The sequence below is a fragment of the Thiorhodovibrio frisius genome, assembly GCF_033954835.1.
GTDB lineage: Bacteria > Pseudomonadota > Gammaproteobacteria > Chromatiales > Chromatiaceae > Thiorhodovibrio > Thiorhodovibrio frisius.
Genome location: NZ_CP121471.1, coordinates 3,113,545 through 3,130,999 on the forward strand (window position 1 = coordinate 3,113,545; position 17,455 = coordinate 3,130,999).

Consider the following 17,455-nt stretch of genomic DNA (forward strand, 5'->3'; position numbering starts at 1 on the left):
GTCTGCCAACAGCGAGCAACGCTTGTTCCCAGGCTCCACTGAAAGCTGATTCAGTTAGGTTCAACCAGTGAGATCATCCAGGCTCAGGGAAAGTTGCTTGAGCATGGCATGCAGGGTACTGGTTTTCTGCTATGCGCACCAATGCCGAAACCTGATTGTGCATCAACCATCAGTATATCGTGTAAAATCGCTTCGTAAAGACGTTCAACGAGGCGCATCTAAAGTGCGCATGCGCTTGGCGATCATTATTCGCCTCAATCACCGGCAAGAACACCAGCGGCAAAAACACCTAACGTGTTTAAGAAAAAACGCGCGCGAGCTGCCCCACCCCGAAAGCTTTCGTCAAGCTCCCAGGGATGGGTTCACAGCGTTCCCCGCGACCTTTGCTCCGCCGGTCACGCGCGCCTTGAACGATTAGCAGGAATGGCAGTAGTAATCCGGCAAACCGGCAATCTGGCAGGCCTGCTTGCAGCCGCCGTCCGGAAACAGCCCTTCGAGCTTGCGCTTGGTGCAGGGCGTATGGGGGGAGAGCCGCTGTCCCAGCTCGCGGATGAGCACCTTTGGCGTCGGCGGCATTTCATGGAACTCATAGTAATCGCGCAGAAAGTCGATCACCGCCCAATGGCACTCGCTCAGTTCCAGCCCCTGCTCGGCCGCCAGGGCAGCGGCCACCTGATGATTCCATGCGTCAAAGTCGGCCATAAAGCCTTTCTTGTTAAAACTGACGTCAACCGCTGATTGTTGGGCTGCATACATGGGACACTCCTCCTTTGCTGGTTTTTTTGTAGTTCGCCATGGCCCTGGGCAGCGCGCCCACAACCATGCCGCAAAGCCTTTATTAGCCTATTCGAAAATAAGCAAATAGCTTTAGAAACAAAGGCTTTGCCTTCCAACTCAGGATAGCGCAGATTTATCCCCAGTGCGCGCTTTCATGCCGACAACCGATGAACGGCCGTTTAGCCTCAGACAGAAAAGAAAGCGGTGACCAGCTTCCCGCCCCCTCCGTGCAGGTGTGCAGCCCGATGCAATCGGCCGCGCCGGCCTTGAGACGCGAGAAGTTATCAGGTTTCAGGTATGCCGGGCAGCAGTTCTCGGTGTAGCGTCCGCGGATGTAGACCATCCAGAAGTAGTTGGTCCATACCGGCAATTGGCGAAAGACATAGCCAATGGCGCCGCGCACGAAACCGGCCACACCACTGTCGTGTTGCTCTTGGACCTCCTTGCGCTGCGGATGCGGCACCCCGAGCATGCTCATGGTGAGTTGGCGCGACAGGGTCCAGTTCAGGCCTTTGGTCCAGATCAAGGGGTCGACCCGGGTGTCGTAGATGTGGTGCTGTTCTTCCAGGGTGCGGGCATCAAAGAGTTCGCGAATGCTGGCGGCAAGGCGCGGGCGCACCTTAAGACATCGTGGCGGGCGTTACAGTGGGCATTTTGGTTGTTCTCGATGGCATTTTGACCAGCCGCCCGGGGCGACACCCTCGACCATAAACCCCGATACGCTACAGTGTTTTGATGACGGTTTAATGGCAGCTACCCGCGTTTGCGGGACCTGACCCGACACAGCAGTTCAGCAAGACCCCGCGCCGGTTCAAGGCAAGGGTTCATCCACACCGGTTGGCGTTCCGTCCGCAACCCAGGGATGAACCTGGGCACCCACCGGCGCCACTGTGGCGTCGCGCCCAAGGTGAAAGCTCTGGCGTTCGACGATCCGCTTGTAGGCTTTGTTGAGCGCCAAGGCGCGCGGTTTTGAGGCGAACAGCAGAAAGCCGATGTCGCGATTCAGGACATCGAGCATTTCTGGGATGGGCTCCCCTTGGTCGTCGAAGAAGAGCGCGAGAATCTCTTGGTTAGCGCGGAATTCATCGCCGGCGCGATTGGCCTTGAGGTAGAAGGCGTATTCAGGCTCACCCTTGTCAAGCACGGGCTCGGGCAGCCCAGCGAGGCTCTTCTGGCTCCAGTGATACCAGCCACGCTGGAAGCTCTCGACATCGAGCTTGCGCGGGAAGGCAAGACTGGCGTCGGTATTGGCCCCCATGCCGCCGTGACAACCAACGCAGTGGGCAAGCTCCTCGTAGGTCTGGGGCCGCAGTTGTCCGCCCGCGTCCTCGATCATCCCAGCGTAAACCCAACCCGCGCCATTGCTGACGCCCGACTCCATGTTGCCGCGAACCGTCTCGACGCGATCAGGGAAGTCGTGCTTTTCCTTGGTTTCCTCGGCGGCTTGCAGATCGAGCGCGGCATAGGTCATCCAATATGCCTTGCGTGCGTAGCGCAGTTCCTTCATGCGCGCAGAGAGGTGATTCACCGCGCGTTCGTCAAAGTCAATGTAGCGCAGACTCTGCAGAAACTCGGTGCCTTCCGGGTACAGGCGCGCCGCGAGATGAACCTCACCAGAACGCTGCGCTTGCAAGGCCTGGCCAACGTACCACATCAAACGCCCGTCGCGCGGTGACCAGTCGTACTTCACCAGGCTTGCGGTGTCAAGCAGGCCATTCTTGTTTAGATCAACGCCGCCTAGCGCGCGCTCTTCGACCGGCTCGATCGGTACATCGGCTTCACGAATCATGGCCTCGACGATGGCGAGGTTGGTCTTGTAGACGCTGAGATTGAAGTCGCCATTGAGGTCGCGCTGAAAGATGTCCGGCAGGCGAATGAGCGCATCGGCCGTGGACCCATTGGTCGGCCAATGGGTACTCGGAAAAGGCGTGTAGGCAAAGGCCCGCCAGCCACTGTAGCCTCCATCTGGAGTGCGGTCGAAGCCTTGGTCGTCGAAATCGAACCAGGCATCGGGAACAAAGCCATCCCAGCGCCCGTCCCCGTTGTAGTCCCTGCCCTCCGGCAATTCGGCCAGGGATTTGACCGGAATGATGCCGCCCGAGGAATCGACATAGTTGCTTTCGCGAATGTAGGCCAGGATCTCGGCATCGCTGATGCGCTCGATCGCGGCTCGACGGTCGGTGTAGAGATTCTTCCAGGGATTCTCCTCCGCCGGCGCCGGGAAGTCGTAAACAAGCTGCAGATCCGAGTCGTCGGTATAGTTTGGCCGCACCGGGCGCCTGTGGCAGGTGTAGCAAGGGTTGACGACCCGCCCGTGATCATCTTTCGTTTTGGTGTAGCACTGCGATGGAATCTGCGGTGTTTCATTAGTCAACACCCGAGTGGTCAAATCGGCCGCCGCAACGAGGCCAGGAATCAGCAGGCTTGCCAAGGCGGCACCCGATGAGAGGAGAAGGCCCCTGGCAAGGCTGTTCGACAGGGCTTCGGCTGGAATCCCCGTCGCGGGGAGCTGACTGGTGCTTGAGGTGAGATTTCGCATCGGTATCTTGCTTGCAATTTTCACTTGGCTGGACACGTTTCTCGCCGGGCGGCCGCTTCGCTCAGTAGCCGAGCACTGGCTCGGTCACGCCAGTCAGCGTGCCTCTCTGGATATACTGGTGCACATTTTGGGCAGGTTTGACGAGTGGGATTCCCTTGTCCTGAGGCGTCATCGCTCTTTCATGTCTTGCTGGTGGCGGCGCCGATCCGCTCGACCGACGCCGCCCGCCTCCGCATGGCTATTGATCCATCGCGGGGAAAACCATGTGGCCGGTGTAGGCGAACGCCTCGGAAGGCTGCTCGAGCTTGTCTTCGTCGGACTCACCATAGGGATGCTGGATGACCGACATCAAATAGGCGAAGCCATTGATGTTCGGGTAGAAGTAAGGTGAGGTGGTCTCGGAGCCATAGGGCGTGGTCTGGATCCGGGTCAGGCTGCCGGACGGGATGTTATAGGCCCAGATCATGTCGTTCTGGTGCCCGGAGCCGGTGTCCTCGCCAATGATCAGGGTGTTGTAACCCGGCATATAGGTGATGTTGTCCGGGTTGGCGATGCCGTTGATGTCGCACTTGTTGGTGCCGTCATAGTCCGGCGAATCCGCGTCGGCACCGTAGTCTTCGGTTATCGGGGTGCCGGAAACCACCGGCCACATGTGGGTGGCCGTGTAGGTCCCGTCCAGCGCAAGACCATAGACGACGCCACACTTATTCCCCTTGGCGATCGTCATGTGGTTCAGGCCGCCAATGTCGTATTTCACATAGGGTAGTGTCTTGCCAGCACGATTGTTATCCAGCATGCCCCGGTCGGTTTCCGACATCGCGAGATACAGAACGTTTGCATCGGGGTTGTAGGTAATCCCCTCCATCTTGCGGAACTCAGTGGTGCCGCCCTGCATGGCCGCCCAGCGCCGGGTCTCCAGACGCGAAGCGATATTCCAGTCGGACAGCCAGACACCCCCGTCACCATCGATATCGCGCAGCTTCAAACACTGATGATCGCCGTCGCCATGACCGGCGTTGATCGAGGTGAAACCCTCGGGGCAGGTTCCGGTATCCTCGTCGTTTTGCATGATTGGATCGGCTTCGTCGAAGACATCGGCAAATTTATACAGGTCCTTCCACTCGCGAACCTCGTCATTCGTCGCCCGCCCGAGATAAACCCATTGCAGATCGGCGGCGCCCGCACCCTCACTTGTCTTTTGCGACCAGCGCGCGACCCAGAGCGATCCGGAGCTGAGATCACCCGCGGTGTCGGCGACGAAGCGGAACAAGCCCACGTTGGTGCCGTCGTCGGACATGTAGGCGGTCTTGTCATCCGGCATCACATAGGCCAGCTCCAGCGCCATGCGGCCCATGGCATAGTGCTTGGCGACCGTGGCATCGTTGTAATTCTTGACCTTGACCTCGACCGGATAGCCGTAGTCGTAGGGGTTCATGACGCTGCTGGCCTGCGCCGGAGTGGCGCCGAAATAGGTTGCCATGGCGGCGTTGTAGTCGCTGATGTCGTCATCGCGCCACTGCTTGGCGTCCGGCTCGTACTCTTCCGAGCCCAGGTGGGTCCCCCAAGGCGTGACGCTGCCGGCGCAATGGACCCAGCCGCCATCCACCGCGGAGAAATCAAGCGGGCGAGTGCGAACAGCACTGAGCACGCCAGTCCGCGGGTCTTGGCTCAGCTCCGTCAGGTACATGGCACCGGGACGGGCCTCGAAGTGCGCGACCATGTAGAGCTTACCGTCTTCGCCCTCAAGGATTGAGGCGAAGTCGTTATCGTTTGAGATATAGGGCGAGCCGTCCTCGGCGACGAGCGGATTACCGTCAATGTCGTGGAGGAGCCCGAAGGTGCCCTCTGCCGTGTCACCGGAGCGCAGAATGGTGTGATAGCCAACCGGAACCTGCACGCCATCGACCGTGGCGGAGTCGGAGGTCAGGATGCCGCGTTTTTCGGTGTCCGTCAGCGGAAAAGGCGCCGGACTGAACTCAATGGTACCGGCCAGTACCAGCGGAGCGGCGGTGAAAGAAAGCGCTGCCGCAAGGACGCGCTGAAGTTGTTTGCTCGCCATGGTGTGGTCCCTCTGGAGAATGACCAATTGAAGATCTTTGGAACCACGGCAGGATAGTCGGCAATTGTTAACATCCGGTTGCCCGATGACGGCCCGATGATGTTTTGTGACGCCACGCGAAGCAATGGCGCACTCAGCAAAGCGGGCGCTTCCGCGCGGCACCTTTGCCCGCGCAGACGCATCGGCCAAGCATCAGGTCAACACGTGTTTTAGGTTGGCCGATTCGCGCAGCAAATCGGCGAAGCGTCGCACCAGCTTGCGCCGCTCGAGCAACATGCGCAGGCTGTGCTTGCGAGAGTTCTTGACCAGGGTCGAGGGGTCGAAGTAGGCCTTGGCGTTGTTCACCGACAAGAAAAAAGGCGGCTTGCCAGCGCGCGCGAGCAGGTAGCTCATCACCAGCGAGCCGGAACGATGGTTGCCTTCGAGGTAAAGCTGCGGCTGGCTCAGAATTTGGATATAGACTCGCGCCGAGCGTTGCCAGATACTTTTTTCTCTAGCAAATGATAGCAGCTGACCAGCTCGGCGATGCCGCCGTCGCCGATCGCGTAGAACTGCTCCTCGGTCGCCTCAAGATAACGGATAGAAAATCCAAGCCACCCTGAGCGTCCAGATTGGCCCGAGGAAGGAGGTTAGCGGGGGTGGGGTGCGCGGTCAACGTCCAACTGCGGGGCTGAAGGACGTCGGGGCGGTGCAGGCGCGCGTGTTCAATGGTGCTGGCGCGTGCATCTGCGGGGCAGCGTGCCACCGGCAGACGAGAGGGGCTGCACCGTTGCCTGCGAGAGAGACGGCGGCTACCAGGCGACGACGGCTTTCGTATGCGGCTCAGGAAGCATTTGGAGCACGTATACTTTGGCACTTCGTCTCTTCGCAGGCATGGGCGGGATAGAGCCAGAGGTGATGCAGGGTAATCGGACCGGCGGGGTGTGCGGTGAGGGTAAAAGTTCGCCCGTGGATGGTTTGGTACACCGCGTCGCCATGGTCGGTGGGTGTTGTTGCGACAGGAACGCCGCGGAACTGGTAACTCCCCAAAGACCGATCCTTCAGGATACAGGGCAGCAAGCCCTCCGGTAATCGGCAATGGTTTCTGACGTAGGCCACCATCAAGGCGCGGTCTGCCGCCCAGGCATAGTCGCCCCGGATGAAACGGATAAGACCCTCCTTGCAATAGGTACTCGGGATCGGGTGCTTGGAGTCGATGGGTTTGCACTCGACGAATATCCCGGCGAGGGCCGAATTGGTGGTCCGGATGCGCCCGCGCAAGGGATAAAACGTCAGATCGGGTTGGCGATCCAGATGCTTGCCATCATGGCTGCGCAGCTTGCTGTCGCGTCCCAGGCTGAATTCCGAAAACCCCCTCACCTCCTCGGACTCGGCGGCGTGCAGTTCGCCCAGGATGATCTGTAGCTGCTCGGTGATTTCGTCTTCCTTGGCGGCGCACAGGGAAAAACGCCCGGCGGTCACCTCTTCCAGTAGGGCGCGCCAAGCTCGGCTCAAGGCGTTTTCCACCACTCTCACTAAAGACGGCGCGATGGCGCTGGGCCGTTGCGGCGGTCCGGGCCGCCGCCACCCCGTCATCAGGCCGCTCATTGGTTGGCGCGCTCCTCCAGCAGGGCGCCGTGTTGCCATAGCAGGTCCGAGGCCAGGAGCCGCGCCTGGGTCGGGGTCCAGTAGCGATAGCGGTCGAGCAGTCCCACGGCCAAGCAGGGCTCATGGGCATCGATCAGGGTGATGCGGCTGGCCGCCAGATCGTCGGCGGCATCGATCCAGCGGGCAGGCAGATCGGGTTGGATAGGCCGGCCATTCAGGGAAACGCCGAGGAAACGCCAGGGGAGGCTTCGATCCGTGGATTCCAGCAGGCTGACCGCCACCCGATGGCCGCTCGCCGCCAGCACGTTGCCCAGTTCGGTTTCCAGATGGGCGCGGAAGGTTTTCGCTTCCTGTTGGGTGACGGCTTGGCCCGCATGACTTTTCACCGCGGCGAAGGGTGCGCGGGTAGCCAGGGTGTCGGCGATGGTTTGCTGATCGAGTTCGGACAGGCCGTAGAGCCGGGCGACGGTACGGTCCAGTTGCGGCCAGTCGGGCCGGTTGGCGAGCAGTTGGGCGGCGCAGGTGTTGATGGCACTACGTTGTTCCTCGTCGAGTTCCTCGGGGTGGATGAGGGGGAATTGCCCGATATCCAGCAATTGGAATGCCCTGCGTTCAATACCGAACTCTCCGCTGGACATCAACGTGAGGTATTCGAACAAGCGACTGTGTACCAGCACCAGCAGGTAACGGACGAGAAAATCGCCATCGGGGTGTTGGGCGGCGGAATAACCGTAGTAGGACTCCGAATAGGCGACATCGACCGTGCTGACCAATGCACGCCCCCGTGCTCTGTCGGCGCGACTGCCTTTCCGGACCAACAAGAGGGGGGCTTTATAAATCCTCGGATCACGAGGCCGGTGCAAGCCTTTCGGCCGATAAGACTCAAGGACATTGTCTAGCACGAAAAACGGGTGCCGAGAATAGAGTGCATCCAGAGTCGGCAACCCACGCAGAAAAGTATCGTCCTTGGCGCGTGACGCGATCTGGTAACCCTGGTTGAAATACAACCCCCGCTTTTCTGACCAGAAATCAGCAATCGAATGCTTGGCTCTGGTTACTACCCTCGCAACGATATCCTTATCCAAAACCGTCCCGCAATACAGCGTCTTAATGGCTGCGGGTTGTCGGGAGGCAAAACCAAGATTCACCGGCACGGCGTCCAATGCATCGATCCGCATGCGCCCCTTGCCATTCAGCTCCCTTTCCCATTCCGGGCTGACCAACACGAATTCGTCGTCCTCGCCCGGCACCCGATTGTCGGCGAAAAGCAGACAGAAGGGTTGATTCATATTGGGCCAGACCTTCGAGCCCTGCAGCGATGCGCCGTTGAGGATGCCGGTGATGGCGAGGGCCTGGAAGATCGCGCGCCGGGCCGCGAAACCCGCATCAGTCATCTTGAACAGCCAACGGCCATGCAAGGCGAGTGCTATACGTCCGCCCGGCTTGGCCCACTCCATGGCCCCCCAGACGAAAGGCAGGTCGGGCACCTTGTCCGGGTTTTTGTAACCGTGCGCGATGTCGGTAAGGCCGCGCCGCTCGGCGATGGCACGGCAATGCGCGGTGAAGCGTTTGTCGATGGCGGCGTATTTGGATTTGAGGCTGGTCCAGGGTGGGTTGCCGATGACCAGATCGAACGCGCCCCGGTACGCCTCGGATACGTGTTCGCCAAGGCTGCCTGCCATGGGGACGATGACGGCGGGGTCGCTGCCCGGATCGGCCACGTCGATCAGTACCCGACCTTCCAGCTTGTGGAAGGTCAGCGCCTCTACCGGCGTCGGATCCGGGTCCAGCTCCAGGGCGGTGAGATAGAGGGCCAGGGCCGCCAGGGTGCGGGCGTGGGCGTTGGTGTCGAAGCCGGTCAACTGTTTGTCGAGGATGGCGCGCAGGGCCTCGCGTGTCGGGCGCTCCCCGGTGGCTTTAAAACGCAGCTCCGCCAGCTTGCGGAAACAGGCCACCAGGAACACGCCCGCGCCGCAGGCCGGGTCCAGCACCCGCGCTTCCGCGCCGGCGGGATGTTCGTGCAGCGCCGCTTCCACCATGTATTCGGCAATATGGGAGGGGGTGTAGTAGACGCTGGTGTCCCGCCGGGCATTCTTGTCGAAGTGCTCGATCAGGGCTTCGTAGGTCTCGCTCAGCAGGCCGATGGGTAGGTGGTTAAAGTCCAGGTCTCCCCAATCCAGTCGTTGCTGGGAAATGCCGGGGCCCATCGACTTGTCCAGCCCCATGATGGCCCGAAGTGGGCGGGTGAGCTTGTCGCCATGGGTTTGCATCAGCTTGGCGAAATAGGTGGGGTAGCTCTGGTTGGGCAGGCTTAGCAGGTCGCCGTTGAAAGTTAGATCGAGCCAACGGTTGGTTTCAGCCAGGCTTGCGGCGGTGCTGAGGCACTCCATGAGAGTTGGCGCGGAGGGAGCGATGTTGGGCAGGTGCCCCTCGGTGACGATCTTCCGTCCGATCAAGTAGCGAAAGAACAGCGCTCGGCCGGTCAAGGCGATGGTTTCATCGGTAGACAGACCATGGCCCCTGAGTTCCTCGCCCGCATGTTTCATCAAATCCAGCAGCACTTCGCGAAGCAGGAGGCTGCTTGGCGGCGACAGGTTTTCGCCTTGCGCCAACCGGGGCAATACCGCCTGGGCCTCGCCGGATGAGACGGGGTAGGGCGAAGGCGCGGCGTTTGGGTCGGGGCGGAGGTCTGTGGCGTAGATGTCCAGTTGGCCCGCGCGCAGCACCCCCAGCCAGGCCGGGTCGCCACGCATGGCCAGGGCGCGCCGCAGGTCGCCGACCGAAGCGGTGTGCCGCCCGCTCAAGCGGGCGTGGTCGATGACGTAGAGCAGCGCGTGGTTTTGCTGCTCGACCACGCCGTCGACCAACGGATGGTCCACATCCCGGATCAGGTCCGCGTAGCGCAACAGGCGCGGGTCGGCGCGGTCGAGCAGATCGACGCAATCGCGGCCCGGCGCGCCATAGTCCCGCAGGGTATCGCGTAACCGGGTCATGGGCCGGATTGGCCGACGCCAGCCATCAAGGGCAGTTCCCGCTGGGGCGGCGCAAAGCCCAGGTAGCGGTCAACTCGCTCGCGTTCCCGCGCCATGTCGATCACCCAGCCCGCCCCGGAGACCAGCTCCGGTTGGGACGGTCGCGCGGTGCCTCCGTCCAGGGGAATGAAGATCCATTCCTCAATGCTCGTTTGGCGTGGAGTCGACAGGTATTGGTGGATGCCGGCAGAGACTTGGGCAAGCTGCGCACTGCGGGCGCCGAAGCAGTCTTCGAGGGCGCGCAAGGCAGCGAAGGTCAATAGGTCCGCCTTATTGAATCGCCGTGCGCTCCGCTCCTGGGTGGGAATACCGGAAAAAGGTGGCAGCTGCACCCATGCGTGGACGCGAGAACGGCTGACGCCCTTCAGGGCAGCGCAGACATCTTTTGTGGTGAAGGCGTGGCGGGTGGACATGGCTGCCTATTTCGGAAAACAAAACTGTTTCGATTATAAAGCAGATCCGACGCTGTCGCGCGTATTTTTTCAGACATCCATCAAAACATTTATCAAAACAAGCACTGAAATCAGTCATCACCCCATGGATCGAAGAAAATCAATGGGGTCAGACTCGATTGTTCCTATCGCTTGTGCCGAGAGGGCTCCCTCTGCGTGGAATGCACCGCCCGATCCCCGCTCAGGTCAGCTCAGTAACCCAAACGTTAGCAGGGGTTTCGAGTAGGACAAGCACGCCAAAAACGGTAGGGTGAAGTTTGTTTTCTCTGTTTGCCGCCTGGTTTCCCAGCGGTGCCACAATATCTCACCCATGGCTCAAGTTGATACCTGCCCCCTCTCAGAACCGGACAAGCAGCTTTCCTGCCCATCCGGCTCCCCGATCGGGTCATTCAGCAAGCCTCCGCGCTTCGAAAAGGATTCAGGTCGTTGAGGATAAGTACGCACGGCCAGCCAATGCCTTTCAGTGCTTGGTTGAACCGATCCCAGTTGCATGCCTTGCGCTGGCTCTTGCGGTTGAGCCTTTTGTACAGGATGTGCGTCGCGCGGTAGACAAAGTTGTTGCAACTGGTCGCGTTATCCGTGATGGCGTAGTAGTTCAGGTGGCCGGCCACGCGTGCCTTGGCGCTGCGTAGCATTTCGCCTTTGGTCAGTTTGTGTCTTGCCTTTCCCGCTCATTCGTCGAAGGCTTTCAGACCTGCGCCGAGTTTCTTGCGAGCGGTACGGCGTTTGACCTTGAAGTATCCCCGCTTGGTCTTCCAGCAGTAGTGGGTGAATCCGAGAAAGGTGAACTCGTCCGGCTTCTTCCCCTTCCGTTGGGCATTGCTTCGGGCAAAACGCCCGAATTCGATGCAGCGGGTCTTCTCTTCAGCGAGACTCAGCCCGAACTGTTCCAGCCGTTCCGATAGGGCTTTCATGAAGGCCTCTGCTTCTCCCTTGTACAGAAATCCAGCTACGAAGTCATCGGCATATCGAAAGTAGTACGCCTCACCTTCACATCGTGGCTCTACCCACCGACTGAACCAAAGGTCCAGTACGCAGTGCAGGTAGATGTTCGACAGCAGCGGTGAAAGGATTGATCCTTGCGGTGTCCCTTCTTCGGGGCAGCCTGTATCAGGCCGTCTTCGAGGATTCCGCCTTTGAGCATACGCGCTATCAGCTTGAGAATCCGTGGGGCGCCGATCCGGTGGCGAAGAAACTTCAGCATCCAATCGTGATTTACCTTGTTGAAGAAGCTTGTGATGTCGGCTTCAACCACATGGTTTAACCGCTTCTGCTGGATCGCTTCTCCCAGCTTCGCCAGGCATTGGTGCTGGCTGTGCTGCGGTCGATACCCGTAACTGCTGTCTTCGAACTGCTCTTCGTAGATTGGCTCCAGTACTCGCTTTACCGCCAGTTCCACCAGTTTGTCTTCAAAACAGCTGATGCCCAGCGGCCGACCCTTTTCGCTTCCCGCCTTCGGGATGTAGCTGCGCCGTTTGGGCTGGGGATGGTATCCCATCCGTTTCAGCCGACCCGACAGGTCTGCGAGGTTTGCCTCCAACTCCAGTCCGTACCCCTCCTTGGTTACACCATCCATCCCTGCCCCGCCCGATTGCCGGGCAGCCAACAGCAGGGGTCACAGCAGAGGTCAGGTCCCGCATTGTAGCGTCCCTCAAATACTGCTAGACGGAGTCGGAATCAAAGTGCCCAAGCTCAGATTATTTCGCCTTCCAAGGAAAAAACCTCGTCACTTTTCATCAAAAACAGCCTTCAATGTGGTGGCATCCGATAGCTCCTCTCCCCACCTCTCTAACTGATCGGTATCGGCACGCTCCAATCACTCATCCACCCACTTGGGTAGATCCGCACCAAAACGGCGTTGAAGCAGTCGGCGCAGCAAGCGGCTTTGTCCTAGTTGCGTCCACTGGGCGGTCCAATCGGTGGTGGTGTGGGTGGCTAGCATGATGCTGATCTCCTGTGCGTCGCGCAGTTTGCCCGCATTCAGGTTGGGCAGATGGGGGCGCAGGCCGATCCGGTTTGCCCATTCCCACGCGGCTCGTGGGAACCAGAGGGAACATTCACCGGCATGCGGGAGCGAATGGCATCCGCGATGACCGCCGTGATCGGGCTTCGTTGTCGCGGTTGCAAACCGCTCCCACCGTCGAGCGCGGGTGTTGCCTCACTGTCGTCTTCTGCTATAGAAACATCTCGATCTCATCACCACTCCCCTCCCCTTCCTTCCAGGCGGGCGAAGTCTTTTACATAGGTCGCGCGCCACTCTTCTCTGGTTGCGCTCTGGACAGCTAGGCAGGGCCAGCCCGGAGAGCCGATTCGAGCTTGCGAGGGCTTGGGTCGAGGTGGCGGGGTCGGTGCGCTTGACCCGCTCCAGCGCCTTGGTGAGTCCCGAGTCTTGTGATGCGCCCTGCTCCGCCGTGAACTTGACGGCGCGTGCCGCTGAAGCGACGGATTCCACCTGGATGGACTGGGGGGCCGGATACTCGCCGTCTTCATCGCCGGCACGGACGGTGATGTTCCAGTTGCCGGCGGTGGTGTAGACGTGCGTCGCCTGGGTCTGGTCGCCGGTGATGGTGAGGACGAAGCCGTCTCCCCAGTCGATCTCCCAGAACGCCAGGGCGTCGGCGCCGGGGTCCGCTGCGGCCAGGGCCAGGGTGTAGAACGGATAGGAAATCCAAGCCACCCTGAGCGTCCAGGTTGGCCCGATGAAGGAGGTTAGCGGGGTTGGGGTGCGCGGTCAACGTCCAACTGCGGGGCTGACGGACGTCAGGGCGGTGCAGGCATGCGTGTACTAGGGTGCTTGCGCGTGCATCTACGGGGCAGCGTGCCACCGGCAGACGAGAGGGGCTGCACCGTTGCCTGCGAGAGAGACGGCGGCTACCAGGCGACGCGCTGATCGAACTCGAAGTCGGGCTCGGGCTGCTGGAGGAGGTCCCAGTCCGGCATCGGCTCGGGTGCCTCGTTCCAGGCGGGCGGTCCGCAGGCGGGCGAGATCGGGGGTGGACGCGGTGGGTCACCGATGTGGGTGAGGATCTGCTCGACGGGCACGGCCTCGGAGATGAAGGCAATGATGCGCATATCCGCGCCGCAGTTGGGACAGGTCAGCGGCATCGACTCGAACAGCCGCGCCAGCAGCATGGCCCAGAGGTAGCGCGCTGGGGAGCGCGCGTTCGGGGCCGGTGCGCGACGGGGTGCGGCGAGCTCGGCGCAGGCGCTCGGGTCGTCGGTCAGGTCACGCCCCAAGACGACGGTCGCCGCACGCAGGGGCGCTTTTGGCGCGAGCACGCCATGGTAGCGATGGCGGTGGCGCCTGGGCGGGGGGATGAGTGCCGCGAGATGGTCGATCAGCTCCAGTGGCGTGAGCGTCAGCGCCGTGATGCCATTGCGCTGGGGCTTCGGTAATCGGTAGACGACCCGTTCGGCATCGAGCCGTTCCAGGCGCTCGAGCGCGAACGGGGGCCGAGCACAGTAGCGCAGCAGCCGCTCCAGCCCGGAGCGATCATACGCACCGACGCGCACCGCCGCATCCAGCGAGAAGCCGCTGTTTGCCCAAGCGAGCATTTCGCGGACGTCATCACGCTCGATCAGCCCGCTGCGGGCAAACCAGCGCAGTACCCGGATGCGCACTTGCTCGGCGATGGCGGCGAGGGCCTCCGGTGTCAGCTCAGCTGCGGGGAGAAAGCGCACGGATTGCGGGATATCTCCGGCCTCCTCGACCGGCTCGAAGACCCCGTGAGTTTTGGATCAGCCGCCTATTCTTCAGATAAAACCTTGCTAAGTACGTTCTCCGCAAATTTAGAGACTTTACCTGGTGCTTCTGATGATTCTAAAACGATGGACTGGTGGAAGAAAGAACAAGAAGCATGAATTTCGAGCAGAAAAAATCTTCAAAACCCTGAGTCTGCTTTAAAGGAATATTTACAATGGTTGAAAAAATTACCTGGAAGCCCTGTTTTTGTGGTCTATCCACTAGCCTTTAATTTTATGTGGATTTATTGGTATTTGATTCAATTCAAGGGGAAAGTCCCTTTTCCAATTCGGGAATTGACATACGAAAATACGCAATGAGTATGTTGAAGCGAGATTATACCAGTTCCGCTAAAAGACATATGCCTGAAGAATGGTTTGATGATCTTCCGCACACACATTTAGCGGTTGATGACGCACTTGAACAAGAAGCTTTGTTTTGTAACATGCTGAGAGGAAGAGCAAAATGATTGATAAAGAGTAGAATGCGGAAAAGCTTATCGCTCAAGGCAGATTCATAGAGGCAATCGAAATATACCAGGAGATTGCAGACTATTATTGGTTTGACGCGAAGAGTTGTCATCGTGTTGGAGATTTCGGTGAATCCTCAAAAGCGGAAAGAAAGGCTGAATATTGGTCAGCAAAAATACAAGACTTGAAACAACGAGAGAGATAGTTTTCAGCGAAAATCAGGGTGGCTTTTGCAGACAAGGCTTGAAAGCGGGCTCGCGGCTCACGATTACCCGCGCGGGACTCTCACCCGCTAGAACACGCGGCCTTGCCAGGCCGCACCGGCCCCTTTAATTTTTTAAGCTTCCCCTTTAACACATCGATTGTTATTTCATTGCTAAAAAACCGAATAAACAATCGCGCGACTTGCATATGCTGTGGAGGTAATCCTTCTAGAATTGGTTCGCTTGTCTCGAAATTCCATGAAAACTCAATATCTGAATCAAGATTGTTGATTGCATTAACCACACAATCCCATGATTCATTTGGCTTCATCAACCACTTGTAAAATGGTAATATTGCACTTTCTTGATCAGCGCTATTCAGCAAGGACAAGACCGTGTTATAACGGAGAGTGGCCCGCTTGAGATCTCGCTGAATCAATGCTAACTCCATGTCATTAGCAAGAATTGTTGTATCAAGCGGATTAATATCAAGATGTTTCTGATAATAAGTAGCAATTTCATCGTAATTACCACCATTATTTGCATTTTGCAATAGTGATCCCAAGGCACCCCATGCCTGTTTGTGATTTGGTGTCACTTTTACTTGATTCCTAAGAGCGTCTTCTGCCTTTGTTAATTCATTGTCACTCATATAAATTTGGTATAAAACATACCACGCATCATCATGCTGGGGATTGACATCAACCTGTGTTAAAAATGCTTTTTTCGCTTCGCTAATACGTTCAGGTTTTTTTGTTCTCAGCCAAAACTGCCCTAACTTATACCAAACTGTTTCATTGTTCGGATCTATTTGTAGCATTTCATTCATATGCTTAATATGCAAATCAATTATTTTAGGCATATATCGTCGCTCTAAATCATCTAGCTTTGCGACTTCTTTAGCTAAAATTTCCATCAATCTTGCTCGTTGCGCATCAGTCATCGAATCCAGTATGTCGAGCCAATATCGCCTCTCATCATTATCCATTGACTCTGTGTTTTGTATTAATTCCTTAATAATTGAATCCAACTCCTTTACACGGTCCTTGCTGGCTATCCATGCTGTATATTCTGATGTCATATCCTTTTCAAGTAAAAAACTAAAAAATGAAGATAAGCCAGACTTGAATAATTGGTATCTTTTGTCTGACTCGTTTTTGTTATTTTCTGCATACATCTTCTGTTTTTCAGCTTCCAGACGCTGCTCGTCAGCTATTTGCCTCTGTTGTTCCGCCAACTGTTGCTGCAGCAACGCATACCAGGCAATCCCCCCAAAAGTCGCTACCACCAACAGAAGTACCGTGGTCACCCCGGCAAAAATGCGATTGCGCCGCCGTTGTCTACTTCGCTCTTCTGTGGCCCGTCGCCGGTCCCGATAACCTTTAACAATGCCGGTGAGTACATCATGGGTCAGTTCTACTCTTAAACTGCCATAGCGCTCTTCTAATCTGAGTAATCGGCGACTCACCAGTGTATCGATGCTTTGACGCTCAATACCGGGCAACAGCATTGCATCTTCCAGCGCAAAGCTGTTGCGATATCCGCCTTCAGTCAGCAGTTGCTCTTCGATAAACGGCGCGACGGCTTCAGGCAGGTCAACCAGCGAACGCTGATAAAAGTCGTTCAGGATTTCGCTCTGGTTCTGTTTGAGCAGATGCGGGGTAATTTGGGTCTGTCCGGCTTCGATTCGGCGCTGGTTCAGTTCACTGGCAATCACCGACAGCAGCGCCGGTTCGATTTCGAGCTGTTCCAGTGCTAACGACTGTTGGCGTTCACCTGCGACGAAATAGACAATCTGTTCGGCGGTGGTGGCATCCAGCAGCTGTTGCGCCGGTTGTTGTAATACCTGTCGCGCAGCATCACCTTTCATCCGCTCTAGCCGCATCCGGTTGTGCGCCAGAGCCGGCATGGTTTGGCGCAGCCCTTCAAAGTCAGCGAGGAAGTCTTCGCGCAGGCTGATGAGGATGGGGATGGCGCCGCGCTGAAAGTCGTAAGTTTCGGCCTGGTCGGGGTTATCCGCCAGCTGTTGTTCAATATCACCTGGCAGGCGTTTTTCTATCAGGCTCGCCAGTTGTTGCAGAAACTCATCGGTGCGCTGTTGCTGGCTTGGTGTTTGACGACCGAGAGTGAAACACTCTTCAAATTGGTCAAGCACGATTACCGGAGTAAGCAAGCGGTTGCGGTTGTCCCAGAATTCGTGGTCGCGGTGGTAGAGTCCGTGCCAGAGGCTGTTGTTGTCGGTGAGATTGGGGGCGTCAATACCGGCCTGATGTGCCTGGCTCTGGATCTGCTGCAGCAGTTGTTGCGCCAGCGGCGGTGATTGTGGGTGGTGGTCGAGGCGACAGTAGATCGGCAGGTGGCCCTGTTGCCGTAGTGGTGGAAATAGCCCGGCTTGTAGTAATGAGGTTTTGCCTAACCCCGACTGACCAAACAGGATGGTGACGCTTTGGCGTTTGACCCGTTGCAGCAGTTGCCGGCTTTCGGCTTCGCGGCCATGAAAATAGCCAGCTTCGGCTTCGCGGTAAGCGAGCAGGCCCGGCCAGGGGTGGTTAGGGGTAAGTTGCAGGCGGTTGTCCATAGCTCATTTCTCCTTC

Annotated in this window: 17 protein-coding genes; 2 read left to right on the plus strand and 15 right to left on the minus strand. The window is 58.2% G+C overall.

Translation table 11 applies throughout. From position 1 onward, the window contains the following. Positions 1–414 precede the first annotated feature (414 nt). The 14 genes from Thiofri_RS14305 to Thiofri_RS14370 all read right to left on the minus strand — a co-directional run bounded on the left by Thiofri_RS14305 (position 415) and on the right by Thiofri_RS14370 (position 14,127). Positions 415–756 (minus strand): TusE/DsrC/DsvC family sulfur relay protein, encoded by a 342-nt coding sequence (locus tag Thiofri_RS14305; RefSeq protein WP_009147058.1) that lies wholly within the window; start codon positions 754–756, stop codon positions 415–417. A gap of 154 nt (positions 757–910) precedes the next feature. Next, a complete protein-coding gene (locus Thiofri_RS14310; protein WP_040854563.1) occupies positions 911–1,396 on the minus strand; it encodes a DUF3419 family protein in 486 nt (161 codons plus the stop codon). Positions 1,397–1,588: 192 nt separating this feature from the next. Beyond that, on the minus strand, positions 1,589–3,316 hold the full coding sequence (locus Thiofri_RS14315) for a hypothetical protein (RefSeq protein ID WP_009147057.1): 1,728 nt from the start codon (positions 3,314–3,316) through the stop codon (positions 1,589–1,591). Positions 3,317–3,554: 238 nt separating this feature from the next. Next, a complete protein-coding gene (locus Thiofri_RS14320) occupies positions 3,555–5,375 on the minus strand; it encodes a PhoX family protein (RefSeq protein WP_009147056.1) in 1,821 nt (606 codons plus the stop codon). Between the two features lie 192 nt (positions 5,376–5,567). After that, on the minus strand, positions 5,568–5,768 hold the full coding sequence (locus Thiofri_RS14325; protein WP_051023755.1) for a hypothetical protein: 201 nt from the start codon (positions 5,766–5,768) through the stop codon (positions 5,568–5,570). A 429-nt stretch (positions 5,769–6,197) separates the two neighbouring features. Next, positions 6,198–6,962 (minus strand): hypothetical protein, encoded by a 765-nt coding sequence (locus tag Thiofri_RS14330; protein ID WP_009147055.1) that lies wholly within the window; start codon positions 6,960–6,962, stop codon positions 6,198–6,200. Next, positions 6,959–9,868 (minus strand): HsdM family class I SAM-dependent methyltransferase, encoded by a 2,910-nt coding sequence (locus tag Thiofri_RS14335; RefSeq protein WP_223296666.1) that lies wholly within the window; start codon positions 9,866–9,868, stop codon positions 6,959–6,961. Before Thiofri_RS14335 ends, Thiofri_RS14330 begins: the two co-directional genes overlap by 4 nt. Positions 9,869–9,951: 83 nt before the next feature. Beyond that, positions 9,952–10,407 carry a DNA-binding protein gene (locus Thiofri_RS14340; RefSeq protein WP_009147053.1) on the minus strand — a complete coding sequence of 152 codons (456 nt, stop codon included), beginning with the start codon at positions 10,405–10,407 and terminating at the stop codon, positions 9,952–9,954. 428 nt (positions 10,408–10,835) lie between these two features. Beyond that, positions 10,836–11,081, minus strand: coding sequence for a hypothetical protein (locus Thiofri_RS14345; RefSeq protein ID WP_051023751.1), 246 nt, complete (start codon positions 11,079–11,081; stop codon positions 10,836–10,838). Positions 11,082–11,117: 36 nt separating this feature from the next. Then, on the minus strand, positions 11,118–11,519 hold the full coding sequence (locus tag Thiofri_RS14350) for a reverse transcriptase domain-containing protein (protein WP_255324703.1): 402 nt from the start codon (positions 11,517–11,519) through the stop codon (positions 11,118–11,120). Continuing rightward, positions 11,450–12,022: a reverse transcriptase domain-containing protein gene (locus tag Thiofri_RS14355; RefSeq protein ID WP_051023748.1), complete on the minus strand. Its 573-nt coding sequence runs from the start codon at positions 12,020–12,022 to the stop codon at positions 11,450–11,452. The genes Thiofri_RS14350 and Thiofri_RS14355 overlap by 70 nt, the downstream gene beginning before the upstream one ends. Positions 12,023–12,262: 240 nt before the next feature. Next, on the minus strand, positions 12,263–12,388 hold the full coding sequence (locus Thiofri_RS14360) for a hypothetical protein (protein ID WP_009147052.1): 126 nt from the start codon (positions 12,386–12,388) through the stop codon (positions 12,263–12,265). 216 nt (positions 12,389–12,604) lie between these two features. Then, positions 12,605–13,123 carry a PKD domain-containing protein gene (locus tag Thiofri_RS14365; RefSeq protein WP_009147051.1) on the minus strand — a complete coding sequence of 173 codons (519 nt, stop codon included), beginning with the start codon at positions 13,121–13,123 and terminating at the stop codon, positions 12,605–12,607. A gap of 194 nt (positions 13,124–13,317) precedes the next feature. Then, the gene (locus Thiofri_RS14370) at positions 13,318–14,127 is read right to left on the minus strand and encodes a transposase (RefSeq protein ID WP_323705290.1); all 810 of its coding nucleotides are present in this window, start codon (positions 14,125–14,127) and stop codon (positions 13,318–13,320) included. Positions 14,128–14,130: 3 nt separating this feature from the next. Between Thiofri_RS14370 and Thiofri_RS14375 the strand changes: the two genes are divergently transcribed. Together Thiofri_RS14375 and Thiofri_RS14380 are read left to right on the plus strand one after the other, a co-directional pair. Further along, entirely contained in the window at positions 14,131–14,307 is a 177-nt protein-coding gene (locus Thiofri_RS14375) for a hypothetical protein (RefSeq protein WP_190275763.1), read from the plus strand. A gap of 197 nt (positions 14,308–14,504) precedes the next feature. Continuing rightward, positions 14,505–14,657: a hypothetical protein gene (locus Thiofri_RS14380; RefSeq protein WP_190275762.1), complete on the plus strand. Its 153-nt coding sequence runs from the start codon at positions 14,505–14,507 to the stop codon at positions 14,655–14,657. Positions 14,658–14,943: 286 nt separating this feature from the next. Here Thiofri_RS14380 and Thiofri_RS14385 read toward each other — a convergent pair whose 3' ends face one another. Further along, positions 14,944–17,439, minus strand: a complete 2,496-nt coding sequence (locus Thiofri_RS14385; RefSeq protein WP_009147050.1) for a tetratricopeptide repeat protein — start codon at positions 17,437–17,439, stop codon at positions 14,944–14,946. Positions 17,440–17,455 lie beyond the last annotated feature (16 nt).

What these genes read in the sequence shown, in the direction of transcription:
- Thiofri_RS14385 (WP_009147050.1), bottom strand. Translation starts at nt 17,439, where the DNA reads ATGGACAACCGCCTGCAACTTACCCCTAACCACCCCTGGCCGGGCCTG.
- Thiofri_RS14325 (WP_051023755.1), bottom strand. Translation starts at nt 5,768, where the DNA reads ATGAGCTACCTGCTCGCGCGCGCTGGCAAGCCGCCTTTTTTCTTGTCG.
- Thiofri_RS14360 (WP_009147052.1), bottom strand. Translation starts at nt 12,388, where the DNA reads ATGCTAGCCACCCACACCACCACCGATTGGACCGCCCAGTGGACGCAA.
- Thiofri_RS14345 (WP_051023751.1), bottom strand. Translation starts at nt 11,081, where the DNA reads ATGCTACGCAGCGCCAAGGCACGCGTGGCCGGCCACCTGAACTACTAC.
- Thiofri_RS14380 (WP_190275762.1), top strand. Translation starts at nt 14,505, where the DNA reads ATGAGTATGTTGAAGCGAGATTATACCAGTTCCGCTAAAAGACATATG.
- Thiofri_RS14355 (WP_051023748.1), bottom strand. Translation starts at nt 12,022, where the DNA reads ATGGATGGTGTAACCAAGGAGGGGTACGGACTGGAGTTGGAGGCAAAC.
- Thiofri_RS14315 (WP_009147057.1), bottom strand. Translation starts at nt 3,316, where the DNA reads ATGCGAAATCTCACCTCAAGCACCAGTCAGCTCCCCGCGACGGGGATT.
- Thiofri_RS14330 (WP_009147055.1), bottom strand. Translation starts at nt 6,962, where the DNA reads ATGAGCGGCCTGATGACGGGGTGGCGGCGGCCCGGACCGCCGCAACGG.
- Thiofri_RS14340 (WP_009147053.1), bottom strand. Translation starts at nt 10,407, where the DNA reads ATGTCCACCCGCCACGCCTTCACCACAAAAGATGTCTGCGCTGCCCTG.
- Thiofri_RS14305 (WP_009147058.1), bottom strand. Translation starts at nt 756, where the DNA reads ATGTATGCAGCCCAACAATCAGCGGTTGACGTCAGTTTTAACAAGAAA.
- Thiofri_RS14320 (WP_009147056.1), bottom strand. Translation starts at nt 5,375, where the DNA reads ATGGCGAGCAAACAACTTCAGCGCGTCCTTGCGGCAGCGCTTTCTTTC.